Below are 25,039 nucleotides of genomic sequence, written 5' to 3' on the forward strand. Positions count from 1 at the left end.
TGCTTGCAATCAGACCGAAGCCTAATCGCTGCACTCGCATCAAGCGCCCACACTTATCGGTTGTTTAATTGTTAAAGAGCGGTACTGCTAAATTCTGTACTACTGGCTTCTGCTTTCAACTTCGGCTAACTTCGCTTTCGCGTCGTCGCTGTTGTTGCAGCAGAGAAACGAGATTATGAAGAAGTTTTTATCGCTTGTCAAGTCAGCGTCGTTTTTAACTTCGCTTTCTTGCTGCGACCCCTTCAGGTCTCGCCGGGGCTTTCACCCCGCCTAGCAGCTATCGAAATGTCAGGGTAAACCCTAATTTTTCGGCAACTGCCAAGCCCAAGACTATAGCACAATTTTTGCGGATCTTGCAACTGGCTTCTGCCTGATTTGCACCAATCCTTGCAATAACCGCGCCGCTTTCATTTCTGATCGCTTTGGCGGCAGGCCGTGCGGGAAACCCGACCAACCTGTTGCACTTGCTTGGATTCGCGGTTCAGAACTGCTTGAACTGCGAAGGAGCGAGACTATAGCACAGTTTTTTGGGTTGTCATGCCGGGGTAGCAAATTACCCGACAGATTTCGCATGCGGCACGGACGGCCGCTTTCCCTTCCCCTTCCCGCCGCCCGCCCAACCACCTATATATAGAGAGAGGCAGCCATATATAGACGGGAAGGAACGGGAAGCTAGCCATCGGGATAGCCCGGGTTGGGTGGGCAACCGTCTGAACTTGCGATTACCAGCGAATGTAGTCTGTGTTGCGCAGCCGTTCCAGGTCGCGCTTGACGGTCGCCTCGTTCACCAGCCACTCCGGCGCGCCGACGTCCTGCAGTTGATGCACGTCCATTTCTGCAGCCAGGTTACGCATCCGGGCATCCCGCCGCCAATTGCGATACCAGCGCCAGATCATCGCAAGCATTCCCTGATCGGGCGCTTGCGCCGCCTCAAGAGCTGCAAGAGCGGGCTTGGGCGCCGCCTCAACCGCCGTGCGCGGCTGACCATAGATGGGGGAAGCAGGGGTGCAGGTCTGTGTAGTCATGATGAGGCTCCTTGGGCTTAGCCAGTTTGGTTAGCGTATTCGCCCAATAAGCCAATGAAAATCCAATTGTTTTGACGTTATCGGTAAGTTACGATGACCAATCCCAGTCCCCCATACCCTTCCGATGCGCCTGCCGCTCAATACCCTCCCCGCGTTTCGCGTTGTTGCCGAACTGCAGAACTTGCGCGCTGCAGCCGAACGCCTGCACCTCACGCACAGCGCCGTCAGCCAGCAGATCAAGGTGCTCGAGGAGCAATTGGGCTTTCCCTTGTTTGAACGCAGCGGCCGGGGCATCGTGCTGAACTCGGCGGGAGCCGCCCTGCTATGCAGTGTGCAAGGCGCAATGGCGCTGCTGGAAGAGGGAGCGCAGGCCGCCAGCGCGGCCGCAACGGGCAGCGAGCAGCGATTGCGCGTATCGGTATTGCCTTCGTTTGCGCAGCGCTGGCTGTTGCCCCGCATGTCGCGCTGGCGGGCACGGCACCCGGGACTGGCACTCGAGATCGAAACCTCGCAACAGGTGGTGGACCTGCTGCGGGACGGTTTTCATGCGGCGCTGCGTTTTGGACGCGGTCCGTGGGCGGGGGTGGAATCCGAGCCGCTGTTTGATATGCCCCTGCCCCTCATCGTGCTGGCTTCGCCCGAGACCATGGCCGCCCTGCCCGACAACTCCCCGGAAACCCTTTCGCGCCAGCCTCTGCTGGGAGAGCGCGAAGTCTGGCAGCATTGGTTCAATGCCGCTGGACTACGCGTCCCGGTTACGCCGGTCGCGTCGTTCAATGACGCCGGAATGATGCTGCAGGCCGCCGAGCAGGGACTCGGCATCACCCTGGGTCGCGAACTTCTGGCTGCGGACGCGCTGTGCGCGGGCCGACTGGTGCAGGTTTCGCCTGTGCGCGTGGACTATGAGCTGGCCCAGACCTATCACCTGGTGTATCGGCCCAGCCTGAAAGACTGGGCGCCTTTGGACGCGTTCAAGCAATGGCTGCGCGACGAACTGGAAATGTCGCGCCAAAATCTCGTCACGCCCGCCCCCGGCGAGCGCAGCGACACATGAAAAAAAGGCAAGACAGCGCAATGCTGTCTTGCCTCTACCAAATGCGGCGCCCGGCGGAATACTGCTCCGCAGCCAGGATTCCCTTCGCTGGAATTGCCTGGCGGACGCCGCCACGGCGGCAGTGAACCTTCAGGGCGGACTCACGCGGCCTTGCGCGCCGACGCAGCGGGAGGCTGCATGGAGTCCGTTTGATTGAACCGCTGATGCCACGAGAATGCCTCTTCGAGCAGATGCGGCGTCTGGCCGCCACGTTCGCATGCGCGGTCGAAGTAGTCCTGCAAGGCGTCGCGGTACGACGGGTGTACGCAATTGCGGATGATGGCGCGAGCACGCTCCCGCGGAGCCAGGCCCCGCAGGTCGGCCAAGCCGCACTCGGTGACCAGCACGTCCACATCGTGCTCCGTGTGGTCCACGTGGGAGACCATCGGGACCACGCTGGAAATGTCGCCGTTTTTGGCCATGGATTTGGACACGAAGATCGCCAGATGGGCATTGCGAGCGAAGTCGCCCGATCCGCCGATGCCGTTCATCATGTGCGTGCCGCCCACGTGCGTGGAGTTGACGTTGCCGTAGATATCGAATTCCAGGGCGGTATTGATCGCGATGATGCCCAAGCGGCGCACGATCTCCGGGGCATTGCTGATTTCCTGCGGGCGCAGCACGATGCGTTCGCGGTAATGCTCGATATTGGCCAGGATCTTTTCGTACACGGGCTTGGAGACCGTGATGGAAGACGCCGACGCGAATGCGAGCTTGCCCTGGTCGAGCAGTTCGATGGCGCTGTCCTGCAGTACTTCCGAGTACATCGTCAGGTTTTCGAAGTCCGACGACTCGAACCCGTGCAGCACTGCGTTGGCAATGGTGCCGATGCCGGCCTGCAAGGGCAGCAACGCATTGGTCAGGCGGCCAGCGTCGACTTCGGCGCGCAGGAAGTCGTTGATGTGCCCGGCGATCGCGTTGGTTTCGCCGTCCGGAGGCAGGGCATTGGACGGGCTGTCGGGCTCGTGCGTAATCACGATGGCCGCGATCTTCGAGGGATCGACTTCGATGCAGGCCGAACCGATGCGCTGGTCCACCGACACCAGGCCGATGGGCTCGCGCCCAGGACGATCACCGGGAACATAGATGTCGTGCAGGCCCTCGATGGCTGCAGGCACGCTCATGTTCAGTTCGACGATGATCTTGTCGGCCTGCTGCGCGAACGTGGCCGAATTGCCCACCGACATCGTCGGCACGATGGCGCCGGTTTCGGTGATGGCGGCGGCCTCGATGATGGCCACGTTGATCGGCCCGAGATGTCCAGCGCGCAACTGCTCGACGGTTTCGGACAGATGCTGGTCGATGAAGGCGATCTCGCCCTGGTTGATCTTGCGGCGCAGGGTCGTGTCGACCTGGAACGGCATGCGCCGCGCCAGGGCATTGGCCTGGGCCAGCAGCTTGTCGGTGTCGTGGCCCAGCGACGCGCCGGTGATCAGCGTGATGGAGAGCGGCTCGCGCTCGGCCCGCGCCGCCAGCGCCGCCGGCACGGACTTACAGTCCCCGGCGCGCGTGAAGCCGCTCATTCCGACGGTCATGCCGTCCTGAACCAGCAAAGCCGCCTGTTCGGCGGACGTGATCTTGGCGCGCAATCCAGGGTTGCGGATACGGTCGAGATGCATGGTGTCTCCAAATTCGAATGCCTACAGCTTGCGGCCGGACGCGGCGATGCCGCCTTGTGCGCCCAGGCGCCGTCTGACGCGGCGTTTCCCGATGCCCCAGTGCTGGCGCGAACCGGCAGCGGGACGATTTTTCGGCAGTATAGGAAGCCGGGCGCAAATCTCGTAATGACTTAAAATCATTCAAATCAGTCGTTTTTTTCATAATTTGAGTTTTTTTGCGCTTTCGCAAATGGAGACTGCCTGCATGGATGTGCGCGCGTTGCGGTATTTCGTGGAAACGGTCAGGCACGCCAGCTTCACGCAGGCGGCCAGGGCGCTCTTCGTGACGCAGTCGACCGTCAGCAAGATGATCCGCCAACTCGAAGAGGAAGCCGGCACCCCTCTGCTGATCCGCGACGGGCATACCGCGCGTCCCACCGACACCGGCCGGGTCATGTACCAGCGCGGTTTGCAGGTGCTGGAGACCATGCGCCAGCTCTCCGAAGAAATGCGCCAGACCGCCGAGCTCCATCGCGGGTCGCTGGAAGTCGGCATTCCGCCGATGATCAATCTGCTATTCACCCCTGTCGTGAAGCGGTTCCGTGAGCTGCACCCGGGCATTCACCTGACCCTGCGCGAAGGCACCGGCCAGACCGTGGAAGGCCTGGTGGCCAGGGGCGAACTGGAAGTGGGCGCCACGATCCTTCCCATCGCGCCCGACGGCGGGCTGGCCGCCCAGGCGTTCGGCAGCTATCCGATCTGGGTGATCGGCCCGCCCGACGCCCCGTGGGCCGGCAAAACCTCATTGCCGCTTGGCGCACTGCGCGATGCGCGGCTGCTGATACCGACCGACGACTTCGCGATCACGCGACGCTTGCGCCAGGCCTTCGCCGATGCGGGCTTTCAGCCCGCCATCGCAGCCCAGAGCGCGCACTGGGACTTTCTGGTGGCGATGGCGTCCGCCGGCCTGGGGGTCGCCCTGTTGCCCGAGCCGCTGATGCAGCGCATGAAGACCCGGGGCCTGAGTACGGCGAAGCTGGCCAAATCCGGCATGCAATGGGAAGTGGGCCATATCTGGCTGCAGTCCGGCTATCTGTCGTTTGCCGCACGGGCCTGGCTGGACGTGTGCAATGCCGTCCTGGGCGGGCCCGGGATACAGGGCCGGCCCTCCCCCAAACGTCAGGCGAGTTGAATCCAAACGTTGGCCTCGTAAACTTGGATTTCGGCCGGCCGCCGTCTCAGCGCCCTCCCAGGCCTCGCAACACAATCCGCCCCCGTTTTATAGGCCCGAGCCCTTCCCGTTTACCCAGAAAAACAACACGAAAAAAATAAGGGACGCGCCACCAGTTTTTGTTGCAACGGCCAGGGCGGCTGCTTGCTATGCTGCCGCCTCGACGCGAGCAACTCGCCCAAGAACATGATCCCGACTCTGCACACCTTGCTTACGCGCGCTCACCGCGCCGTCGCCCTCAACCTGGCGGCTCTGGTCGCCACATTGCTGCTGGCCTTCTGCTTCATGCCCGCCGTCGCGGCGCCGCCTGCCGCGCCCGCGGACACCGAAGCCGTGCTGTCCGCCGCGCGCAAGCAGATCGACGACATGCGCAAGCGGATCGCCGACGAAACCGACGACGCCGTGCTGGTCGAGCAGCGCGGAGACGCCCTGGACATCCAGTCCAAGGCGGACGCGGCAGCGGAGGCCCTGACGCCCCAGCTGGCCAGCGTGACGGCCCGGCTGAGCGAACTGGGCACGCCTCCGGAAGGCGCGAAGGAAGCGCCGGACGTGGCGGCGCAGCGCGCACAGCTGGAAAAGAACAGCCGCGCGCTGGACGCGCAAATCAAGCTGGCCAGGCTGCTGTCGGTGGATGCCGGGCAGACGGCGGAGCAGATATCGGCGCAGCGGCGCACACAATTCCAGGCGCGACTGGGCGAACGGCGCGACTCGTTCCTGTCCGGCCAGTTCTGGTCGGAATTTCACGAAGAGTTTCCGCGGGACCTGAATCGGCTGGAGGCCCTGCGCGACGACCTCTGGACCGCCGTTGGCCAGACGCCCAAATGGGGCTGGCTGCTCCTGGCCGGCGTGGCCGCGCTGGCTATCGCGCTGCGCGTATGGGTGGGCCGTTTCCTGCTGCAGCTGACCTCCACCCGCGTGCCGCCAGGGCGTCTGCGCCGATCGTTCCTGGCCGTGACGCTGGTGATCCTGTCGGTGGCCACGCCCGGCGTAATCGCGCTGTTGATCCAGGCCGGCCTCGACTGGAAGTCGCAACTGTCCGACAGCACGTCTTCCCTGCTGACGAATTTGGTGGCGACGGTCTGTTTCGGCGGGTTCGTCTCCGGGCTGGGCTATGCGCTGCTGTCCACGAACCGCCCCTCCTGGCGGCTGCCGCATATCAGCGATGTCGTCGCTTCCCGGCTGCGCTGGCTGCCCGGCGTGCTGGGCGTGCTGGTCGTGATGATCTGGCTGGCCGAAAGGCTGCCTGTCCTGCTCAATGCCAGCCTGACCACGACGATCACGCTGACGGGCATCGTGGCCGTGCTGACCATGGCGATGCTGGGCGCGGTGCTGGCCATCAGCCGCCGGCTGCGGCGCCAGGCCATGCAGGAAGACGGAACTCCGATTCCGCTGTGGGTGTCGCTGTTGCTGGCCGCCGTCTGGACCGTGCTCATCGTGAGCCTTGCCAGCCTGTTGGCGGGCTACGTCGCGTTTGGCAGTTTCCTCGTCAAGCAGGTGCTGTGGGTCCTGATCGTGCTGGCTTCGGCCTATCTGGCGTCCACGCTGATCGAAGACGGATTCAGCACCCTGCTGGGCACGTCGCACCGCGACAGCAGCGGGGGCGAGGGGCCCAGCATGCGCGACCAGGCCGCGGTGCTGCTGTCCGGCTTGGGCCGGGTGGCGATTGCCCTGCTTGCCATCATCCTGCTGCTGGCCCCGTTCGGCGAAGCGCCGATGGACCTTGTGCAGCGCTTCGACCAGTTGCGCAAGGGGCTGGCTATCGGCGAGGCGCAGATCCGCCCCGGCGCGGTGCTGCAGGCGCTGGTGGTGCTGGCGCTGTCGCTGCTGGGCGTGAAGATGCTCAAGCGCTGGCTGTCCAACCGCTACCTGCCGACCACGGAACTGGATCCCGGCATGCAACTGTCGGCGGCGACCCTGTTCGGCTATGGCGGCTTCGTGGTGGCGGTTGCGCTGTCGCTGTCCGCGGCCGGTATCGGCCTGGAGCGGGTGGCATGGATCGCCAGCGCGCTATCGGTCGGTATCGGTTTCGGCCTGCAGGCGGTGGTCCAGAACTTCGTGTCGGGCCTGATCCTGCTGGCCGAACGTCCGGTCAAGGTGGGCGACTGGGTGTCCCTCGGCGGCGTGGAGGGCGACATCCTGCGGATCAACGTACGCGCGACCGAAATCCAGATGGGCGACCGGTCCACGGTGATCGTTCCCAACTCCGAGTTCGTAACCAAGACCGTCCGCAACGTCACCCGTTCCAATCCGCTGGGCCTGGTCCAGATCAAGCTGCCCATGCCTTTGTCCACCGACGCCGAGCAAGTGCGCGAACTGATCCTTCAGGCCTTCGCCGATCACGAGGATGTGCTCGACGAGCCGGCACCCAACGTATTTCTTGACGGCATCGACGCGGGCCATCTGGTTTTCAATGCCAAGGGTTACGTATCTTCGCCCCGCGCGGCGTATGGCGTGCGCAGCGCCCTGCTGTTCACGGTGCTCAAGCGCCTGAACGATGCAGGGCTCGAAGTGTCCTCTCCGCCCACGATGCTGCTGGCTTCAGCGCCGGAACCCGCGCAGGCGGCGACGCCCGCCGCGGTCCCGCCGCCCGCATCGTCCTGATTGCCGGTTCAGCCCGGCGAGTAGAAGTCCGCGAACCGCTGCTGCTCCAGGCGCGGATTGCGCAGCGGCGGGGCGGACAGCGCGGCGCTCCGGGCCGACAGCACCGGGTAGCCCTGCACGACCGGCGCCTGTGGCGCCGCGGGCACGGTCCGCGCGGTCTGGACAGGCGTCGGCGTCGCGACCTGCGCGACGGCGCCGCTGTCAAAACGATGATCGGCCGTGGTCAAGGCGGGATTGGTGCACAGCCCCTGCGCCACCAGCGCCGCCTTGGTGCGGTCATCGGTCTGGCACAGAATGTCGATGGCCGCCGTCTCAAGGCGACGCGAACGGTCCGCGTCCTTGGTGGACGCCGCGGCCTGCATGGTGCGCTCGAAGTTGCGCCGCAGGCTGCACTTCTGGTCTTCGATCGGAATCGCCACATTCATGCCGAAGCCCACCACGGAGCCGCCGCCGCCGGCGGACACCATGCAGCTGTCCGAAGAAAACGATCCATAGAAGCTCTGCCCGCCGACCGGCGGCGCGCTGCGTAGCGTGCTGGTCCCGCTGTTGCTGGAATTCAGCGTGATGCCCTGGTTGTTTCCGGCATTGGTCGACCCGGACGATGCTGAAGTCGTGGAATTGGAGGTGCTGGTCTGCGCTCCGGCCGACACCGCGGCGAGCGACAGGGAGATGGCTAGAACGATGGTCTTCATAATGTCCCCTCGCCCGGACGGCCGAAGCCGTCCGGATAATTGGGTTCAGCGATTGAACCCGCCGACATGGCCCACCGAGCCGATGCCGTGTATCGACCCGAATGCGCCGATGTTCGCTGCGTGGAACGATCCCGTCGCCGACGCGCTTGTCTCGGTGTTGCCGAACGTGGCCCCGCCATTGGCGATGCTGTCGCCGACCATGATGGGCGCATTGCCGGAAACATGGCCATAGGACTCGCTGTTGGCGTATTGCCGCGTGCTGGTCACGACTTGGGTTCCATCGCGGCTGAACGTTCCGCCGACTTCCGCGATGCCGCCCGTGCTGCCGAACGACGTCTGGCTGGAAGAGCCGTAGCCGTTGACCTGGGTGGCCACCACCGAACTGCCCGTGGAGATGGATGTGGCCGTGCCATTGATGGCGCCTGCGTGGACGGTCACCGATCCGCCCACCTGGCCGGGGCCGGTGGCGTATGCCGATGCGGCGAACAACGACAATGCTGCGACTGCTGCGAGCTTTTTCATTTGAGCTCCTCCTGCTCCGTCTGCACGGATGCACAGGTGCCGGAGGCCGACCGGCGCGGACCGTTACCGCCCATCGACTGAACCCGTCCGGGTATAGGAGCGTGGGACTTTCGTATTGGTACGGAATGATTGCGCCGTCCTAGGCAGGTCGGTATCGGTTAAACGAATGACCGGGTCTTTGTGGACGATGGCGCACCGTATTACGCGAACCTGAATATGTGGATCCGGCGCACACGCGGCCATGCATATGGACGAGGAGAAAAGCGCGGGATCGAGTCCCCGGATGGGGAAATTCAACTCTAAGGATGGGAGCAGGGGCGTGCGGCTCGCACAAAATCCTTAGCGCGCACGCGGGTGCGCCCGGCGGCGGTCAGGATCCGCCGCACGCCTGCGCGATGCGCCAGATCTGCACGGCCTCGCGCCTGGCCAGCAACAGGTCCACGGCCACCAGGAGCAGCAGGAATCCGCACTCGGCCAGCGCCAGGTTCGCAAGCACCTGATGACTGGCCAGCAAGCCAATGCCCACGACGCCAGCCAGGTAGCCGGGCCAGGCGGGCGGCATGCCTGGTTCCCGGGCCTGAACGGAGCGGGAAAGGCATAGCCAGGCCAAGAGCGGCAGGCAGAGCATCGACAAGGGTATGTAGATGGCGATGGCCGAGAGCAGCACGGCGATGCCGAATTGCGTGTGCAGGTACAAGGACATCAGGGCGATGGCGCCGACGCCCGCGTACCAGGCCAGGCGAACGGAAATAAGACGAGTCAGGTTGACAGCTCGGTGATTCATTGAAGACGCGGAAAGCGGAATTTTCAGCCATACTACTCCGGCCTTCCGGCCCCCACCCGAATTTGGAGACACAGCCATGATCCAGGAGATTGCCAGCATCCATGTCCGCGAGGGACAAGAGGCGCTGTTCGAAGCGGGCGTCGCCCAGGCAAAACCGCTCTTTCTGCGCGCCCGCGGATGCCACGGCATGGAGCTTTACCGCAGCATCGAACAGCCTCAGCGCTACACGCTGGTGGTGGATTGGGAAACGGTCGAAAACCACATGGTGGATTTTCGTGAGTCCACCGACTTCCAGGAATGGCGCAAACTCGTGGCCGGCTTCTTTGTCGAGCCGCCGCAGGTGCATCACGAGCAGAAGGTGATCTGAAGCGCCGGGCGTATCCGGCGCTACCGCGCCGGTGCGCTCTAGTCTTGCGGCGGGTCGTCGTATTTGCGCGCGCTGCGCCGGAAACGGTCGGCCGGATACTTTCCGGCGTTCTTGACCATCTTCTGCGCGACGGCTTGCGCAATATCGACGCCCAGTTGATCCGCCAACGCCACCAGATACATCTGCACGTCTGCGATTTCGTCGGCGGCATCGGCCAGCCGTTCGGCGGGCAGATTGCGGGATTGCTCCTCGCTGAGCCACTGGAACAGGGCCACCAATTCGCCCGTCTCTCCGGCAAGCGCCATCGCCAGGTTCTTCGGCGAATGAAATTGCTGCCATTCACGTTCCGCCGTGAACTGGCGCAAGGCGAGTTTGATCTCTTGAAGGTCGGACATCGGAACTCCTGGCTCAGCAGCGCATCAGGACGCGGCCAGACGCGCGCTGGCCGCCAGCGCCACGGCTACCGTGGTCCGCACGTCTGCCAGCGCCCGGTGGGTGGGCTGCGATGCGCCCACGTGACGCGCCAGAATATCGAGCTTGTGCGATGGCAGCTCCGGCCACGCCCGCCGCGCCAGCGCCAGGGTGCAATGCGTGGCGTTCGAGAACGGCAGGCCCGTCAGGTCCGCCGCAGCGCTGAGAAACCGCCGGTCGAACGACGCATTGTGAAAAAACACGGGCAGGTCCTCCACGAAAGCCAGGAACGAGGAAAACGCCTGCGCGACCGGCACGCCGTCGCGGTCGACCTCCGCCTGCGTGATGCCGGTCAGCCGCGAAATGAACGGCGGCACCGAGCCGCGCGTACGCACAACCTGGGTGTATTCCCTTTCCAGCGCCCCGCCCTCACCCACCCTGACCGCCGCGAACTCCAGGATTTCGCAACTGGCGGTCGACAGGCCGGTGGTTTCCAGGTCGGCGACGATGAAGGGACCGCCCAGGGCTTGCAGCGCATCCGACAAGGCGGCCTGGGCCCGTGGGGCCGGCCTGGCGGGCGCCGCGCCGTTGGCGCGCGTGCGACGGTAGAAGAAGCTCACGGCCTACTCCGCCGGGTGCAGCGCTGCGAACCGGGGCGAACCATCGGCAAGCTTGCCGAAGAACAGTTCCTCTGGCCGCACCCACAGGCCGCGCGAATGCGGCCAGAGATGTTCGTACACCACCATGGATTCCTCGGTTTCGGAATGGCGGGCCAATCCCACATAGCGGTAAAGGCCCCCCTTGTAGTGGCGGTGCGTGGCAAGGGCGAGGGCTTCGGATTCAGTCATGGACGGCTGCTGCAAATGGCGCGGCCCGGGATGGGAGGACTCCTGCCCCGAGCCATGGATTCAGACAATGCCGTCTTTATAGCGCACTAACGTCGGCATTCGTTGCCGGCGTCCGTTGCCGCCCAGCGCCAGATGCGCGCTATGCGGCCCGCCGCTTCTCAACGAGGGCGGCGCTCGTCTGGGTAATGTCTTCCGTGACGCCCCCAAGCATGGCCGATTGCGCCAGCGATACCTCCACGACCTGCGCCATGATTTCCGTGACGCGCCGCGACGACGACACGATGCCCTCCATCGTGTCGCCGGCGGATTGGACCAGCACTGCGCCGTTTTCGATCTGTTCGACCGATTCCGTAATGAGGCCCTTGATCTCCTTGGCGGCGGCGGCGCTGTTCTGCGCAAGGCTGCGGACCTCTGCGGCCACGACCGCGAATCCTTTGCCATGGTTCCCCGCACGCGCCGCCTCGACGGCGGCGTTGAGCGCCAGGATGTTGGTCTGGAAGGCGATGCCATCCATCACGCCGATGATCTCGGAGATGCGGCGCGAACTCGCGGTTATCGCGCCCATGGTCGTGACGACGTCGCGCACCGTCTGGCCGCCCGTTTCCGCAATGCTGCTGGCGTCCTTCGCCAGATTATTGGCCTGGCCGGCTCTTTCGGCGTTCTCGGTCAGGCCCTGGACGGCAACGCGCAGTGTCTGCGCGGCCGTAAAGCGCCGAGTGATGTCGGTGGCGAACTTAACGACCTTGAACGGCTGCCCCTGCGCATCGAAGATGGGGTTGTAGCTGGCGTCGATCCAGACCTGGCGGCCGCCCTTGCCCACGCGCAGGTATTGGCCGGTGTCATGTTCGCCGTTGCGCAGCCTGCGCCAGAACTCCTTGTACGCCGCGCCCCGGGCTTCGTCCGGAAGCACGAACATGCTGTGGTGCTTGCCCAGCACTTCGTCGGCGCGATAGCCCACGGCGTTCAGGAACAGGTCATTGGCGCGGATGATGGTGCCGTCGAGTTCGAATTCGATGATCGCCTGCACTTTGGATATCGCCGCCAACTGGCCTTCGAAGTCGGCCTGGCGCTGCTGCTGGCCGGTGATGTCGGTCGCATATTTGACGATCTTGATCGGCCGTCCGCGCTTGTCGAAGATGGGGTTGTAGGACGCCTGCAGCCAGACGTCCGATCCGTCCTTGCGTATCCGGCGATAGCGTCCGGAGTCATGCTCACCCTGCCCCAGCCTTTCCCAGAAGGCCGCATAGGCCGCCGACCCGCGCTCGGCCGCAGCGATGAACATCCGATGGTGCCGGCCCTGGATCTCTTCGAGCGCGTAGCCCATGGTGTCCAGGAAATTCTGGTTGGCCATCAGGACGCGGCCGTCAAGGTCAAACTCGATGACGGCCTGGCATTTATGGATCGCCGCGATCTGGCCGTCCCGGTCCGCTTGGCGCAACGCGGCGCTTCCACGAAAAATGCGGTCTAGGGTGAGACCAAGCATGGTGACCTCCGGGGGGTGAAATTGCCGCGCGTGTAGTGCTTATGTATCTAATTGAAATTATTTAATCCTAAAAATGAACCGCCCTCAATGACTTTCTTGGCGCCGGCGGCTAGGGCAAACCCGCACCTAGGGGGCATCCAGTTCGCGATATTGGCGAAAGATGTCCTCGCCAAACGGCAGCCTCCGTCCGCTCTCGAAGTAGGCCTGCAATTCAGGCAGGCCGGTGACACGCTCATGCAGCGCAAAGATGTTCGGATAATTCGCGGCCACCGTGCCCATGCGCTTGGGAAAGGCGTACAGCAAGCCGTCGACCAGATGAAACAGCGACAGGTCGACATAGGTCCAGCCCTTGCCCCCGGCCAGCCACGCCTGAGGCCCGTCCAGCACCCGTTCGAAATAATCCAGGAACTTCGGAATGCGCTCTTCGCGGAATACGCGCGCGCGCCGCGCCGCCTCTTCCTTCTGGTCTTCGTAGTATTCGCTGGCGGAAATAGGATGATGCGTGTCGTGGGCCTCGGCCACCATATCCGCGATGGTGAGCTGCAACTGGTTCACCCACAGACGGCCTTCCAGCGAGTCCGGCGCCAGCCCGTGCTTTTCGCCCAGGAAGAGCAGGATGTTGGCGGTTTGCCCCAACGTCATTTCTCCGGCCACCAGGTAAGGCGGCGCGAATGGCGGGTGCTTGCGCGCCGATTGCATGTCGCCGATCAGGGCGTCTTCATCGGCGCCGGGCTCGCGCGCCCGCTCGCGGTAAGGGATGCCGCCCGCCTCCAGCGCCAGGCGCACGAACTCTCCGCGTCCGGGAATGCCATTCCAATACCAAAGGTCGTACGTCATACGGTCTCCTTTCAGTCGGTCCAGCTTGGACTCCAGTCTGAAGGCACATCCCCGTACACACAAGTCCTACTCCCGCGCCGCATCCTCCAGGATCATCTCCGCGCCGCGCTCTGCCACCATCATGACGGCGGCCTGGGTGTTGCCGGACACCATTTTCGGCATGACGGATGCATCCACCACGCGCAGGCCGGACAAGCCGTTCACGCGCAGCCGCACATCGGTGACGGCAGCGGCGTCCGAACCCATGCGGCAGGTGCCGATGGGGTGATAGATGGTCTGCCCATTGCGGCGCGCGAAATCCAGCCATGCGTCATAGCCGTCCACGGCCGCGCCGGGGCTGACCTCGGCCTCGATATAGCGCTGCATCGCGGGTTGGCCCACGATGCGGCGAGCGGCCTGCATGCCGCCCACCAGGCTGTCCCGGTCCACCTGCGCGGAAAGGAAGTTGGGCCGGATGGACGGACCCGCCAGCGGATCCGCGGATTTGATGTGGATAGACCCCACGGACTCCGGCCGCAGCTGCGCCACGCCGATGGTCATGCCGGGATGCCGGTCCAGGATGCGTTCGGCGGCATTGGCGTAGCTGGCGTGTACGAAGAAAAACTGCACGTCTGGCGTGGGCAGGTCCGGCGCGCTTTTCACGAATCCATGCACGAGTCCCGTGCCCAGCGTCAGGATGCCCTTGTGGCTCAGGTAGTAGCGCGCCACCTGCTGCGCCAGCCGCCAGCCGCGAGACATTTCGTTCAGCGTCACGGTGCCCTTCACGCGCCAGTTCATGCGCGTGGCGAAGTGGTCGATGTAGTTCTCGCCCACCTGCGGCTGCGCATGCACAAGGGCAATGCCTTGGGACTTCAGCAAAGCCGGATTGCCGACGCCAGACAGTTCCAGCAGTTGCGGCGACTGCACCGCGCCCATGCACAGCAGCGTTTCGCGGCGGGCGCGCACCGTGTGCTCCTGTCCGTTCTTGCGGTAGGCCACGCCCACGCAGCGCTTGCCCTCGAACACAAGGCGCGTCACATGGGCGCCGCATTCCACGCTGAGATTCTTGCGCCCGGCCGCGGGCTTCATATAACCGTCGACCACGCTCCAGCGCCGGCCCCGATGCTGCAGCACCTGGTAGTAACCCACGCCTTCCTGGCTGCCGCTGTTGTAATCGGGATTGAAGGGCTGGCCGTCCTGGGCCGCCGCCTGCAGAAACGCATCCGACACCGGGAAGCGCTCGGAGACTTCTTCCAGGAACATCGGGCCGTCCTTGCCCCGATTCTGTCCGCCCGCTCCGTAGTTTTCGATCTTGCGGAAGATGCGTTCGGCCACGCTGCTGCCCCAGCCCGTCGCGCCGGCGGTTTCCCAGCCGTCGTAGTCCTGGGGCTGGCCGCGCACGTAGATCATGCCGTTGATCAGCGACGAGCCGCCCACGCCCTTGCCGCGCGGCACGGCGATGGTCCGGCCGTACACGTTGTCTTCCGGCTCCGTCGAAAACCGCCAGTTGTAATTGGGATCCACCAGCAGCTTGGAGAAGCCCGCCGGTATCGGAATCCACATGCTGCGGGCCTCCTGGCCGGCCTCCAGCATCAGCACCCGGTACTTGCCGTCGGCGCTGAGGCGATTGGCCAGGATGCAGCCGGCCGTACCGCCGCCGGCGATGATGAAATCGTAGTCGCCCATCTTTTATCCGTCGAATCCCAAGAATGCCTGCGCGGCGTCAGCGCGCGGCCGCCACGCCCAGCATCTCAACCATCAGTTCGATCTGGCACGCCAGCATCGGCGCGCCATAGTGCACCTTGCAGCCGCGCGCCTGCGCAGCCTGCAGCAAAGCCGTTTCCTTGGGCTGCATGATGACTTCGCAAACCAGTTGGTCCGGCGTGAGGCGGCTGGCGTCCAGCGGAAGCGGATCGCCCTCTTTCATGCCCAAGGAAGTGCCGTTGACGACCAGGTCATGACCGGACGGATCAGAGGTGCCGACGACGATGTCGGCGCCGGGGTGCAGGGAAAGGATGCGGGCCTTCAAGTCCTCGGCCTTGGCCGGCGTGCGATTTGCAATGGTCAGCCGCGACACACCGGCCTGCGCCAGCGCAAAGCCGATCGCGTTGGCCGCGCCGCCCGCCCCCGCCAGGTAAGCGCTCTTGCCCTCGGGAGCGACGCCGCAGCTGCGCAGGCCCCGCACGAAGCCTTCGCCGTCCAGCATATCGGCGACCAGCCGGCCATCGGCCTCGCGGCGCAGCACATTGGCCGCGCCGATCTTGCGCGCGACCGGCGTGGCGTCGTCGGCCAGTTCCAGGATGGCGGTCTTGTGGGGAACGGTAACGATCACGCCGCCCAGGTTCTCGAGGCGGCGCAGTCCCTCGACCACGGCTGCCAGATTGTCGGGCCGGGCATGGAACGGCACACACACGCCGTCGAAGCCGATCCTGGCGAAGTATTCGTTCATCCGCTGCGGGGTCTTCACGTGGTGGATGGGGTCGGCCAGGATGCCGAACAGGCGCGTGTTGCCGCTGATTTCTTGCATTGTTGTCTCCGGAATCAAGTCTTGATGAACTCGCGCGCCACATCGGCGATGCCGGCGGCGTCGAGCTTGTAGTGTGCATACAGGGTGGTGGGCGGCGCGATCAGGCTGTATTCATCATAGATGCCATGACGGCGCAGGCGCACGCCGGAACCCGCATCGGCCAGGACCTCGGCCACCGCCGAACCCAGTCCGCCCAGCACGTTGTGTTCTTCCACCGTCATCAGCAGGCGCGACTTGGACGCCGCCAGCACGGCGTCGCGATCCAGGGGCTTGATGGTGGGCATGTCGATCACGCCCACCGACAGGCCCTCGCTGCGCAGTTGTTCCGCCGCGGCCAGCGCCGCATGCACCGTGATGCCGCAGGCGATGATGTTCAGGTCGCTGCCGGCGCCATGCACGATGGCGCGCCCGAATTCGAATGGCGCGCCGTCTTCGTACACCTGGGGATCGCGGCCGCGTCCGATGCGGAAGTAGATGGGCTCGGGCCAGTCCACCGACGCCTTGATGGCCGACGCCAGTTGCGGCCCGTCCGCCGGAGACACGACAGTCAGGCCGGCCAGCGCGCGCATGGTGGAGATGTCTTCGGTCGCGTGGTGCGACGTGCCGTAGAAACCCAGGCTGATGCCGGTGTGGTGCCCGATGAGGCGCACTGGCAACCGGGTGTAGGCCACGTCCATGCGGATCTGCTCGCAGCACAAGAGGCCCAGGAAGGACGCGAAGGTGGCCACGAAGGGCATCATGCCCGTGGTGGCCAGCCCCGCCGCCGCCGACACCATGTTCTGCTCGGAAATGCCGAACTGGACATAACGGTCGGGATAGGCCTGCGCAAAACGGTTCAGGCCATTGGAGTATTGCAGGTCGGCGGAACCGGCGACGACCGGATGCCCCGCCTTGGCCAGGTCGATCAACGCGTCGGAAAGATAGGACAGCCCGGGGTTGACCGCGTTCAGTGCGCGGTATTGCCAGGAGTCGGGGGAAAGGACTTGTGCCTGTGCCATTCAGATCTCGCGGGAAAGGATTTCGTCGATGGCGCTTTGCGCATCTTGCGGCGCCAGATAGCCCAGGTGCCAGCCCGGCTCGGTTTCCATGTAGGACACGCCCTTGCCCTTGATCGTCTTGGCGATGACGCAAGCCGGCCGGGCGCGTTCGCCGTCAGCGCGCAGGCGGCGCAGCAGCGCGGTCAGTTCGGCCAGATTGTGGCCGTCGACCTCGTGGACCTCCCAGCCGAACGCCAGCCATTTTTCCTTGAGCGATTCCACGCCCATGACGTCGTCTACCTTGCCGTCAAGCTGATAGCCGTTGCGGTCGATGATGGCGATCAGCCGCGACAGGCGATTGTGCGCGGCGAACAGCGCCGCTTCCCACACTTGCCCTTCCTGCATCTCGCCATCGCCCAGCATGACGAACACGTTGAAATCCCGGCCGGCCATGCGGCCGCCGACAGCCATGCCCACGCCGTTGGACAGCGCGTGGCCGATGGAGCCGGAGCTGAAGTCCACGCCCGGCACCTTGCTCATGTCGGGATGGTCGCCCAGGGGGCTGCCCAGTCGCGTATAGCCGTCCAGCAATTCGCGTTCGATAAAGCCGTGATCCGCCAGCACGGGGAACAGGCCCACCGCGGCATGGCCCTTGCCCATCAGAAAGCGGTCCCGGTCGGGCCAGTGCGGCTCGCCCGGCCGCAGGCGCATCACGTCGTAGTACAGCGCCGCGAATATCTCCGCGCACGAGAACACCGAACTGTAGTGTCCCACCTTGGCGATTTCGATCAGGCGGATGGTCTCCAGCCTGATGTGGCGGGCCTTTTCCCGCAGCATCGCGATTTCCCCTGCAGAGGGGGTCTCCTGGTCCTTGCGCATCGCGCCTCCTCTCGTTTTTGGATATATGATATATAATATACCCATCCCGCTAGAATTGGCTATGCCGGGCTAGAATTCATCCTGGATTCCCCCTGCTTCCTATACCAGCAAGCCAGATACGCCATGCCCAGCCTCAAACCGGTAAAAAAAGAGAACCTTTCCGTCAAGGTCTATAACGAGATCCGCAATGCGCTCATCAACGGTCAGTACGAGCCCGGAGAGCGCCTGATCATCGGGGAGCTTGCCCAGGAAATGGGCGTTTCCATCACGCCGGTGCGCGAGGCCATCTTCCGTTTGATCAGCGAGCAAGGCCTGGAAATGCAGGCGGCCACCGCCGTGTACGTGCCCTACGTCAATTCGGAAAAACTGCGGGAGATCCAGCAGATCCGCTTCCATCTGGAAGGCATGGGCGCGGCCGAGGCCGCCCAGCACATCACGCGCAAACAGCTGGACAACCTGATCGCCCTGCAGCGCGACTTCATTTCCTGCACGTCCACCGATCCCAAGCGCGCGAGCTACCTGAACCGCAAGTTCCATTTCGCCATCCTGGAAGCCAGCAACAAACCCATCCTGCGCAACACGGTGGAGTCGTTCTGGGTGATCACCGGGCCGATTCTCAAGGTGTTCCACATCAAGACGGCGGGGCTGGACTATTCGCAGGACGAGCACCGCCACGAGGCGGTCCTCGAGGCCCTGGAAGCGCGTGACTCGGAAGCGGCCCGCAAGGCCATCCAGGCCGATCTGGTCTGGGGCGGAAAAATCATGATCGACTGGCTGGTCGAACGCGAGAAAGAACTCGACTACCGCCCCCCGGGCGCCCGTAAATAGGATGACTTCATGCTGAAGATTTTTGGAGCCCCCAGTCGCTACATCCAGGGCCCCGGCGCCCTGGACGCCGTCGGCCAGTACGCGGCGCTGTTCGGCCGCCGAGCCGCGCTCGTCATCGACAGCTATGTTCATGGCGTGCTGGGCCCAAAAATCCAGGCGCTGTGCGCCGCGCACGGCGTGTCGCTCGCCCCGTTGATCGTCGAGGGCGACCTGACGCCGGAAGTCATTGACGGCCTGCGTGCGCAGACCCGCCCGGCGGACATAGAGATGGTGATCGCGGTGGGCGGCGGCAAGTCGCTGGACGCGGGCAAGGCGGTGGCAAAGTCTTCGCACTGCCACCTGATCACCGTGCCCACGGTGGCGTCCAACGATGCGCCCACCAGCAAGAATTACGTCCTGTACGACGCGCATCACAATCTCCTGGCGGTTGAGCACATGCTGTTCAACCCGACGATCGTGCTGGTGGATACCGCCGTCATCGCGACCGCCCCCTTGCATTTCTTCCGTGCGGGCCTGGGCGACGCGGTGTCCAAGAAATTCGAGGCCGAGCAGTGCCAGCGCAACGGCGGCAAGAACATGTATGACGGGACGCCGCTGCTGACCGCCCAGCTCATTGCGGACGGCTGCCTGCGCACCCTGCTGGCCGACGGCGCCGAAGCGGTCGCCGTCGCCGGAACCGGCAAGCCGACTCCGGCGTTCGAGCGCGTGGTGGAAGCGATGATTCTCATGAGCGGTCTCGGTTTCGAAAGCGGCGGCCTATCCATCGCCCACGCCCTGACGCGCGGGCTACCCAAGATCAGCGGCGTGGCCACAGCCCTGCACGGACTGCAGGTCGCCGTCGGCCTGCTGGTGCAGTTGGACCTTGAAAGCCGCAATGACAGCATGCTGGCCGACCTGACCCAGTGGTACGCGCAGGTGGGACTGCCCACCACCCTGCGTGACCTGGGCGCGGCCGCCACGCCGTCCGACGCCGAACTGACGCTGGCGGCGGACCTGAGCCTGAAGGCGCGCCATGCGGCCAACTTTGACCGCACGCTGGACGTGGCCACGCTGGCGGACGCGTTGCGGCGCCACGCCTGATTGCGCCGCCGCCGGCGGGGCGCGGCCTGCCCTATCGGCCCGCCGCGCCAGCCCTTCAGCCATCAAAACTCCACGTTGTCCTTGCCTTTCAAGCCCAACTTGGCACGCGCCTCGTCCGGCGTCGCGATGTCCAGGTTCAGGGCTTCGAGGATGCCGCGGATGCGCTCCACCTGGACACGGTTGGATTCCGCCAACTGGCCGGGACCGATCCACAGCGAATCCTCAAGGCCCACCCGCACGTTGGAACCCATGGCCGCGCCGATGGTCGCCAGCTGCATCTGGCTGCGGCCCGCGCCCAGGATCGACCATTCATAGTCGTTGCCGAACAGCCGGTCCGCAGTGCGCTTCATGTGCATCAGGTCTTCGGGATGGGGACCGATGCCGCCCAGGATGCCGAATACCGACTGGATGAACGGCGGCGACTTGACGAGCCCGCGGTCCACAAAGTGCGCCAGGTTGTAGAGGTGGCTGATGTCGTAGCACTCGAACTCGAAGCGCGTGCCGTTGGCGTTGCCCAGCTTCAGGATGGATTCGATGTCCTGATAGGTATTGCGGAAGATCAGCGACCGGCTGTTCTCCAGGTGCTCGCGCTCCCAGTCGTGTTTGAACTCCTTAAAGCGGTCCAGCATCGGGAACAGGCCGAAATTCATGGAACCCATGTTCAGCGAGGCCAGTTCCGGCTTGAAGGTGGTGGCCGGACGCATGCGCTCTTCCACCGTCATGTGCGGGCTGCCGCCGGTGGTGATGTTGATGATGGCGTCGGTCTCGCGCTTGATGCGTTCCAGGAACGGCTTGAACAGTGCTGGATCCTGCGACGGCTTGCCCGTCTGCGGATCGCGCGCATGCAGGTGCAGCACCGCGGCGCCCGCCTTGGCCGCGCCGATGGCGGCCTCGGCGATCTCGTCGGCCGTGACCGGCAGGTGCGGCGACATGCTGGGGGTGTGAATGGCGCCCGTCACGGCGCAGGTGATGACGACTTTGGGTTTGGGCTTAGCCATTGATGTCTCCGTTGTCTTGTTTGTGGCGCATGAGGCGCATCAGTTTTTCGTCGCGCCAGAAGCGGCGCTTGGCGAGGTCTTCCTGCGGCAGCAGGCTGCGCCGCTCGTCGGACAGGGCGGCAACCAGCTGGCCGTCCCAGGCCACGCATTCGCCTTGCGTGGCGCCGATGGATTGATAAAGGCCGCCGTAGCGCGCGCAGTAGTCAGCAATGCCGCCGGGCGCGTTGAGGTCGATGGTTTCGAATGGCCCCATGAAAGACCAGCGCAGGCCCAGCCCGTCCTTGACGGTGGTGTCGATGTCTTCGGCGCTGGCGATGCCTTCGGCGGCCAGCCGGAAGGCTTCCTGGAGCAAGGCGCCCTGCAGGCGGTTGAGGATGAAGCCTTCGATTTCCTTGCGGACCAGCACAGGCTTCTGGTCGATGGCGGTCATGACGGCGCGAGCCCCCTGCAGCGCCTCTTCGCTGGTCCACGGTGCGGGGCACAGCTCCACGACCGGGATCAGGTAAGGCGGATTGACGGGGTGCGCCACCAGGCAGCGTTGCCGGCCGGCCAGATGCTCGGTGAACTGGCTGGCGGGAATGCTGGATGTGGAGCTGCCGATGATTGCGTGCGGTTCGGCCAGGGCATCCAGTTCCGAGAACAGCGCGCGCTTGACCTCGACCTTTTCGGGGGAATTCTCCTGGATGTAGCTGGCGCCCGCCAAAGCGTCCTGGAGGCTGCCTGCCGCATGCACGCGCTGGATGATGGCCTGCGCGCCGTCAAGCAGGCCCTGGGCTTCGAGTTCGCGCAGTTGCTGCAGGATGAGCGTGCGCGCCTCGGCAAGCATGGCGGCATTGACGTCGTACAGCCGCACTTCCCAGCCCATGCGCGCGAATACGATGGCCCAGCCCTGGCCGATCAAGCCCGTTCCGATGATGGCGGCGCAACGCGCCGTGGCCCCGGCGCCCATCAGTAGAGCTTCTGCGTGAAGCCGTCCACCACGATGGCCTGGCCCGTGACGCTGCGGGCGGCTTCGCTGGCGTTGAACAGCACCATGTTCGCGATATCGCGCGCAGTCACCATGCGGCCGAGCACCGCCTGGTTCTCGTACTGCGCTGCGATTTCCTCGACCGGACGCCCCAGCGTACCGGCCTTAGCCGCAATGACGGCGCGGATGCGCGGCCCTTCGACCGCGCCCGGCAGGATTGCGTTGACGCGGATGCCGTGGCCGCCGAGCTCGATGGCCAGCGACTTGGTGAAGCCGATCACGGCCCACTTGGACGCCGAATAGACCGAGCGTCCGGCAAAGCCCAGGTGTCCAGCCGCCGACGACAGGTTGATCATCACGCCGGCGCGGGATTCCTTGAGCAGCGGAATGGCCTGCCTGGCGCACAGGAACTGGCCGGTGATGTTCACGGCCAGCGTGCGGTCCCAATCCGCCTTGGATAGGGTTTCGACATATCCGGTGGGGCCAGCGACGCCTGCATTGTTGACCAGGATATCCAGTCCGCCCAGGGTGTCCTTGACTGCGGCGAATAGCGCCTGGACGCTGGCTTCGTCCGATACGTCCGCACGGACGGCATGCACGCCGGGCAGTTCGGCGGGCAGCGCGGCCAGCCGTTCGTCGTTCACGTCGCACACGAACACCGTTGCGCCGGCATGGCGGAACACCTTAGCCATCTCCAGGCCCAGCCCGTCCGCGCCGGCAGTAATAAGGACCTTCTTGCCGGTGAAATCCACTTCCTCGAACATGCTTCTGTCTCCTTGGATTTTTCTGATAAGCGCAATTCATCATATACGATATATGATAAAACCAGCTATCCTTCGGCCCGGAGGAGGACCCGGAAATCAGTCTGAAGGTGTCGTCCGTCTGGCGGAATCAAAGCCGCTTTTTTCCCTAATATCGGCCGCTAAGGCTTTATTCATGCGGTTTCAGGGAATTCCCTGATTCGGCGTGATGCGACCGACACTAGAATCCAAGACGAGGGTTTTGCGCCTCGCCGGCACATATATCATATATATAAAAGACGGGCGGCACTCAACAGCCAGTCCGCATCCCGATACCCACAAAGGAGCGTAGACAGTGTTCAAGTTCAACAAAATTGTTTTGGCGCTGGGCGTGTGCGGCGCGCTGGCGAGCGGCGCAGCGGCGGCCGACATGAAGGTAGGCGCCCTCTACCCGTTCAGCGGCGCGCTTGCGCTTCTTGGACAAGAGAGCTACCGCGGCCTGGAACTGGCCGTCAACGAGATCAACGCCGCAGGGGGAGTCAACGGCGAGAAGATCGAAATCATCAAGGCCGACGCCGTGGATCCCACGCAGGCCGTGTCGGAAACCAAACGCCTGATCTCCGCCAACGTGGTGGGCGTGTTCGGCAGCTATGCCTCCGGCATCTCGTACGCGGCCTCGCCCGTCACCGAGCTTGCCGGCGTGCCGTACTTCGAGCTCGGCGCCACCGCGCACAAGATCACCACGCGCGGCTATAAGTACCTGTTCCGCAGCAATCCCAATACGGCGCTGTACGGCGTGTCGGTGGTGAATGCGCTGCATGAATCCATCGCCCCGGGCATGGGCCTGAATCCCAAGGACATCAAGATCGGCATCATCCACGAAGATGGTCCTTACGGGACGGACGTGGCCGCCACCGAGAAGAAGCGCGCGCAGGAGCTGGGCTACAACGTAGTCGAAGTGCTGCCGTACTCGGCCAAGACGGTCGACCTGTCGTCCCTGATCCTGCGTCTCAAGGGCGCCAAGGCGGACGTCGTTCTGCAGACGGCCTACCAGAATGACGCCATCCTGTTCTTCAGCCAGGCGCGCGCGGCCGGCTTCAAGCCCAAGGTCGTGATCGGCGCGGGCGGCGGCTACTCGCTGGCCGACACCGCCAAGGCCGTGGGCGCCGACATGAACGGCGTGTTCGACCTGGATTTCCCCCAGGCGTCCATCAACCCGGCCGGCGCGCCCGGCCTGGACAAGTTCCTGGAGGCCTACAAGGCCACCTACAAGAGCGATCCGCAATCCGGCCACAGCCTGACCAACTACGTTGGAGCCAAGGCGTTCTTCGAAGCAATCGGCAACGCCAAGTCCACCGACAAGGACAAGATCCGCGCCGCGGTCCTCGCCTACAAGAAGCCCGCCGGCCAGACCGCCAACGGCTGGGCCTTCGAATTCGGCGAAGACGGACAGAACAATGCGTCCACGTTCTACGTCATGCAGTGGCAGGACGGCAAGCTCGTCACCATTGCTCCGGGCAACCTCGCGCTTGGCAAGCCGGTTTTCAAGAAATAAAACGCGACGCCGGCAGCCGGGCGCCAGGGCCGCTTGACGGCCCCTACCGCGCGCCCGGTCTTAACACGGGGCCTGCGCGCCCCGTCCCTGCACGCCGCGGGCCAGGGACGGGGCGTCTCCCGCACTTAGAGGTTGCACCATGGAATTATTCATTCAACTGGTCATCAATGGCCTGTTGCTGGGCGGCGCATACACAATCATCAGCCTTGGGCTGACGCTTATTTTCGGCGTCGTGCGCGTCGTGAATTTCGCCCACGGCGAGTTCCTGATGATAGGCATGTACATGGTCTATCTGATCGCCGCGCAATTTGGCGTCCACCCCTACGCGGGTCTGATCCCTGTCGCCGTCATCCTGTTCGCGCTGGGCGCGCTGACCCAGAAGGGCATCATCCAGCCGCTGCTGCACGCCGACCAGCACATCCAGATCTTCGCCACGGTGGGCGTGTCCACCATTCTCCTGAACCTCGCGCTGGTGATCTTTGGCGCCAACGTGTACCGCGCGCCGGTCGAACTGGGTACCAACGCCATCGACGTCGGCCCGTTCTCGATGGTGACCGGCCAGATCGTCACCTTCGTGATCGGCCTGAGCCTGGCAGTGCTGCTGCATTTGTTCATGCACCGCACCTACCTGGGCCGCGCGCTGCGCGCCGTGGCCCAGCACCGCTATGCCGCCACCCTGATGGGCGTAAACGTCAACAACGTCTACGCCATCGCCTTCGGCCTGGGCACGGCCTTCGTCGGCATCGCCGCAGGCCTCTTGGCGCCGCAGTATCCGGTGTTCCCGACGGTGGGCACCTATTTCGTGCTGACGGCCTTTGTCATCGTGGTGCTGGGCGGGCTGGGCAGCCTTTACGGCGCGGTCGCCGGATCCATGATCATCGGCATCGTCGACACGCTGGCCGGCTTCTACATCGCTCCCGACCTGAAAGAGGTCGTGTACTTCGGGATCTTCCTCTTGATCCTTGTCCTGAAACCGAACGGCCTGTTCGGCGTCGGCACAGAGTGACCAGAACAACA

General features: G+C 64.4%; 25 protein-coding genes. 8 read left to right on the plus strand and 17 right to left on the minus strand.

Going from position 1 to position 25,039, the window contains the following annotated elements; genetic code table 11:
* Positions 1 to 722: 722 nt before the first annotated feature.
* On the minus strand, positions 723 to 1,025 hold the full coding sequence (locus KYC_RS29390; protein WP_139026482.1) for a DUF1127 domain-containing protein: 303 nt from the start codon (positions 1,023 to 1,025) through the stop codon (positions 723 to 725).
* A 124-nt stretch (positions 1,026 to 1,149) separates the two neighbouring features.
* On the opposite strand from KYC_RS29390, the gene KYC_RS00990 reads away from it, so the two are divergent.
* Positions 1,150 to 2,079 carry a LysR substrate-binding domain-containing protein gene (locus KYC_RS00990; RefSeq protein ID WP_008157912.1) on the plus strand — a complete coding sequence of 310 codons (930 nt, stop codon included), beginning with the start codon at positions 1,150 to 1,152 and terminating at the stop codon, positions 2,077 to 2,079.
* A gap of 140 nt (positions 2,080 to 2,219) precedes the next feature.
* Here KYC_RS00990 and KYC_RS00995 read toward each other — a convergent pair whose 3' ends face one another.
* Positions 2,220 to 3,737, minus strand: coding sequence for an acetyl-CoA hydrolase/transferase family protein (locus KYC_RS00995; protein ID WP_008157914.1), 1,518 nt, complete (start codon positions 3,735 to 3,737; stop codon positions 2,220 to 2,222).
* A gap of 244 nt (positions 3,738 to 3,981) precedes the next feature.
* Between KYC_RS00995 and KYC_RS01000 the strand changes: the two genes are divergently transcribed.
* Complete coding sequence (locus tag KYC_RS01000) at positions 3,982 to 4,908, plus strand: LysR family transcriptional regulator (RefSeq protein ID WP_008157916.1); 927 nt, start codon at positions 3,982 to 3,984, stop codon at positions 4,906 to 4,908.
* Between the two features lie 225 nt (positions 4,909 to 5,133).
* On the plus strand, positions 5,134 to 7,548 hold the full coding sequence (locus KYC_RS01005; RefSeq protein ID WP_008157917.1) for a DUF3772 domain-containing protein: 2,415 nt from the start codon (positions 5,134 to 5,136) through the stop codon (positions 7,546 to 7,548).
* A gap of 8 nt (positions 7,549 to 7,556) precedes the next feature.
* Here the strand turns inward: KYC_RS01005 and KYC_RS01010 are convergent, their stop codons facing one another.
* The 3 genes from KYC_RS01010 to KYC_RS01020 form a co-directional block, all read right to left on the minus strand.
* Positions 7,557 to 8,240 carry a hypothetical protein gene (locus tag KYC_RS01010; RefSeq protein WP_008157919.1) on the minus strand — a complete coding sequence of 228 codons (684 nt, stop codon included), beginning with the start codon at positions 8,238 to 8,240 and terminating at the stop codon, positions 7,557 to 7,559.
* Positions 8,241 to 8,285: 45 nt separating this feature from the next.
* Positions 8,286 to 8,762 (minus strand): hypothetical protein, encoded by a 477-nt coding sequence (locus tag KYC_RS01015; protein WP_043517217.1) that lies wholly within the window; start codon positions 8,760 to 8,762, stop codon positions 8,286 to 8,288.
* Positions 8,763 to 9,132: 370 nt separating this feature from the next.
* Positions 9,133 to 9,546 (minus strand): hypothetical protein, encoded by a 414-nt coding sequence (locus KYC_RS01020; protein ID WP_008157923.1) that lies wholly within the window; start codon positions 9,544 to 9,546, stop codon positions 9,133 to 9,135.
* A 76-nt stretch (positions 9,547 to 9,622) separates the two neighbouring features.
* On the opposite strand from KYC_RS01020, the gene KYC_RS01025 reads away from it, so the two are divergent.
* Positions 9,623 to 9,913 (plus strand): antibiotic biosynthesis monooxygenase family protein, encoded by a 291-nt coding sequence (locus tag KYC_RS01025; RefSeq protein WP_008157925.1) that lies wholly within the window; start codon positions 9,623 to 9,625, stop codon positions 9,911 to 9,913.
* 38 nt (positions 9,914 to 9,951) lie between these two features.
* On the opposite strand, the gene KYC_RS01030 is transcribed toward KYC_RS01025, so the two are convergent.
* The 9 genes from KYC_RS01030 to KYC_RS01070 form a co-directional block, all read right to left on the minus strand.
* Complete coding sequence (locus KYC_RS01030; protein WP_008157927.1) at positions 9,952 to 10,308, minus strand: nucleotide pyrophosphohydrolase; 357 nt, start codon at positions 10,306 to 10,308, stop codon at positions 9,952 to 9,954.
* Positions 10,309 to 10,332: 24 nt separating this feature from the next.
* The gene (locus KYC_RS01035) at positions 10,333 to 10,944 is read right to left on the minus strand and encodes a 3'-5' exonuclease (protein ID WP_008157929.1); all 612 of its coding nucleotides are present in this window, start codon (positions 10,942 to 10,944) and stop codon (positions 10,333 to 10,335) included.
* 3 nt (positions 10,945 to 10,947) lie between these two features.
* Positions 10,948 to 11,172, minus strand: coding sequence for a DUF1653 domain-containing protein (locus KYC_RS01040; protein WP_008157932.1), 225 nt, complete (start codon positions 11,170 to 11,172; stop codon positions 10,948 to 10,950).
* Positions 11,173 to 11,311: 139 nt separating this feature from the next.
* A complete protein-coding gene (locus KYC_RS30025) occupies positions 11,312 to 12,655 on the minus strand; it encodes a methyl-accepting chemotaxis protein (RefSeq protein WP_050814817.1) in 1,344 nt (447 codons plus the stop codon).
* 126 nt (positions 12,656 to 12,781) lie between these two features.
* Positions 12,782 to 13,492, minus strand: coding sequence for a glutathione S-transferase (locus KYC_RS01050; protein WP_008157936.1), 711 nt, complete (start codon positions 13,490 to 13,492; stop codon positions 12,782 to 12,784).
* 66 nt (positions 13,493 to 13,558) lie between these two features.
* Positions 13,559 to 15,157 carry a GMC family oxidoreductase gene (locus KYC_RS01055; protein WP_008157938.1) on the minus strand — a complete coding sequence of 533 codons (1,599 nt, stop codon included), beginning with the start codon at positions 15,155 to 15,157 and terminating at the stop codon, positions 13,559 to 13,561.
* A gap of 37 nt (positions 15,158 to 15,194) precedes the next feature.
* Positions 15,195 to 15,998 carry a shikimate dehydrogenase family protein gene (locus tag KYC_RS01060; protein ID WP_008157940.1) on the minus strand — a complete coding sequence of 268 codons (804 nt, stop codon included), beginning with the start codon at positions 15,996 to 15,998 and terminating at the stop codon, positions 15,195 to 15,197.
* Between the two features lie 14 nt (positions 15,999 to 16,012).
* On the minus strand, positions 16,013 to 16,996 hold the full coding sequence (locus KYC_RS01065; protein WP_008157942.1) for a transketolase family protein: 984 nt from the start codon (positions 16,994 to 16,996) through the stop codon (positions 16,013 to 16,015).
* Positions 16,997 to 17,854, minus strand: coding sequence for a transketolase (locus KYC_RS01070; RefSeq protein ID WP_043517220.1), 858 nt, complete (start codon positions 17,852 to 17,854; stop codon positions 16,997 to 16,999).
* 123 nt (positions 17,855 to 17,977) lie between these two features.
* Here KYC_RS01070 and KYC_RS01075 point away from each other — a divergent pair, with 123 nt between their 5' ends.
* Both KYC_RS01075 and KYC_RS01080 read left to right on the plus strand, forming a co-directional pair.
* A complete protein-coding gene (locus tag KYC_RS01075) occupies positions 17,978 to 18,682 on the plus strand; it encodes a GntR family transcriptional regulator (protein WP_008157945.1) in 705 nt (234 codons plus the stop codon).
* Positions 18,683 to 18,691: 9 nt separating this feature from the next.
* The gene (locus tag KYC_RS01080; RefSeq protein WP_008157947.1) at positions 18,692 to 19,762 is read left to right on the plus strand and encodes a glycerol dehydrogenase; all 1,071 of its coding nucleotides are present in this window, start codon (positions 18,692 to 18,694) and stop codon (positions 19,760 to 19,762) included.
* A gap of 62 nt (positions 19,763 to 19,824) precedes the next feature.
* On the opposite strand, the gene kce is transcribed toward KYC_RS01080, so the two are convergent.
* Genes kce through KYC_RS01095 form a run of 3 tightly spaced genes read right to left on the minus strand, consistent with a single transcriptional unit; the run spans position 19,825 to position 22,491 of the window.
* Positions 19,825 to 20,760, minus strand: a complete 936-nt coding sequence (kce, locus tag KYC_RS01085; RefSeq protein WP_008157949.1) for a 3,5-dioxohexanoate:acetyl-CoA acetone transferase — start codon at positions 20,758 to 20,760, stop codon at positions 19,825 to 19,827.
* Entirely contained in the window at positions 20,753 to 21,709 is a 957-nt protein-coding gene (locus tag KYC_RS01090) for a 3-hydroxyacyl-CoA dehydrogenase (protein WP_008157951.1), read from the minus strand. The genes kce and KYC_RS01090 overlap by 8 nt, the downstream gene beginning before the upstream one ends.
* Complete coding sequence (locus KYC_RS01095) at positions 21,709 to 22,491, minus strand: SDR family oxidoreductase (RefSeq protein WP_008157953.1); 783 nt, start codon at positions 22,489 to 22,491, stop codon at positions 21,709 to 21,711. Before KYC_RS01095 ends, KYC_RS01090 begins: the two co-directional genes overlap by 1 nt.
* 331 nt (positions 22,492 to 22,822) lie before the next feature.
* On the opposite strand from KYC_RS01095, the gene KYC_RS01100 reads away from it, so the two are divergent.
* Positions 22,823 to 24,022, plus strand: coding sequence for an ABC transporter substrate-binding protein (locus KYC_RS01100; protein WP_008157955.1), 1,200 nt, complete (start codon positions 22,823 to 22,825; stop codon positions 24,020 to 24,022).
* A 139-nt stretch (positions 24,023 to 24,161) separates the two neighbouring features.
* Positions 24,162 to 25,028: a branched-chain amino acid ABC transporter permease gene (locus tag KYC_RS01105; protein ID WP_008157957.1), complete on the plus strand. Its 867-nt coding sequence runs from the start codon at positions 24,162 to 24,164 to the stop codon at positions 25,026 to 25,028.
* Positions 25,029 to 25,039: the final 11 nt, after the last annotated feature.

The organism is Achromobacter arsenitoxydans SY8 (assembly GCF_000236785.1).
Classification (GTDB): domain Bacteria; phylum Pseudomonadota; class Gammaproteobacteria; order Burkholderiales; family Burkholderiaceae_B; genus Achromobacter; species Achromobacter arsenitoxydans.

Coding starts and splice junctions, on each gene's coding strand:
- KYC_RS29390 (WP_139026482.1), bottom strand. CDS start 1,025: ATGACTACACAGACCTGCACCCCTGCTTCCCCCATCTATGGTCAGCCG.
- KYC_RS00990 (WP_008157912.1), top strand. CDS start 1,150: ATGCGCCTGCCGCTCAATACCCTCCCCGCGTTTCGCGTTGTTGCCGAA.
- KYC_RS00995 (WP_008157914.1), bottom strand. CDS start 3,737: ATGCATCTCGACCGTATCCGCAACCCTGGATTGCGCGCCAAGATCACG.
- KYC_RS01000 (WP_008157916.1), top strand. CDS start 3,982: ATGGATGTGCGCGCGTTGCGGTATTTCGTGGAAACGGTCAGGCACGCC.
- KYC_RS01005 (WP_008157917.1), top strand. CDS start 5,134: ATGATCCCGACTCTGCACACCTTGCTTACGCGCGCTCACCGCGCCGTC.
- KYC_RS01010 (WP_008157919.1), bottom strand. CDS start 8,240: ATGAAGACCATCGTTCTAGCCATCTCCCTGTCGCTCGCCGCGGTGTCG.
- KYC_RS01015 (WP_043517217.1), bottom strand. CDS start 8,762: ATGAAAAAGCTCGCAGCAGTCGCAGCATTGTCGTTGTTCGCCGCATCG.
- KYC_RS01020 (WP_008157923.1), bottom strand. CDS start 9,546: ATGAATCACCGAGCTGTCAACCTGACTCGTCTTATTTCCGTTCGCCTG.
- KYC_RS01025 (WP_008157925.1), top strand. CDS start 9,623: ATGATCCAGGAGATTGCCAGCATCCATGTCCGCGAGGGACAAGAGGCG.
- KYC_RS01030 (WP_008157927.1), bottom strand. CDS start 10,308: ATGTCCGACCTTCAAGAGATCAAACTCGCCTTGCGCCAGTTCACGGCG.
- KYC_RS01040 (WP_008157932.1), bottom strand. CDS start 11,172: ATGACTGAATCCGAAGCCCTCGCCCTTGCCACGCACCGCCACTACAAG.
- KYC_RS30025 (WP_050814817.1), bottom strand. CDS start 12,655: ATGCTTGGTCTCACCCTAGACCGCATTTTTCGTGGAAGCGCCGCGTTG.
- KYC_RS01050 (WP_008157936.1), bottom strand. CDS start 13,492: ATGACGTACGACCTTTGGTATTGGAATGGCATTCCCGGACGCGGAGAG.
- KYC_RS01055 (WP_008157938.1), bottom strand. CDS start 15,157: ATGGGCGACTACGATTTCATCATCGCCGGCGGCGGTACGGCCGGCTGC.
- KYC_RS01060 (WP_008157940.1), bottom strand. CDS start 15,998: ATGCAAGAAATCAGCGGCAACACGCGCCTGTTCGGCATCCTGGCCGAC.
- KYC_RS01065 (WP_008157942.1), bottom strand. CDS start 16,996: ATGGCACAGGCACAAGTCCTTTCCCCCGACTCCTGGCAATACCGCGCA.
- KYC_RS01070 (WP_043517220.1), bottom strand. CDS start 17,854: ATGCGCAAGGACCAGGAGACCCCCTCTGCAGGGGAAATCGCGATGCTG.
- KYC_RS01075 (WP_008157945.1), top strand. CDS start 17,978: ATGCCCAGCCTCAAACCGGTAAAAAAAGAGAACCTTTCCGTCAAGGTC.
- KYC_RS01080 (WP_008157947.1), top strand. CDS start 18,692: ATGCTGAAGATTTTTGGAGCCCCCAGTCGCTACATCCAGGGCCCCGGC.
- kce (WP_008157949.1), bottom strand. CDS start 20,760: ATGGCTAAGCCCAAACCCAAAGTCGTCATCACCTGCGCCGTGACGGGC.
- KYC_RS01090 (WP_008157951.1), bottom strand. CDS start 21,709: ATGGGCGCCGGGGCCACGGCGCGTTGCGCCGCCATCATCGGAACGGGC.
- KYC_RS01095 (WP_008157953.1), bottom strand. CDS start 22,491: ATGTTCGAGGAAGTGGATTTCACCGGCAAGAAGGTCCTTATTACTGCC.
- KYC_RS01105 (WP_008157957.1), top strand. CDS start 24,162: ATGGAATTATTCATTCAACTGGTCATCAATGGCCTGTTGCTGGGCGGC.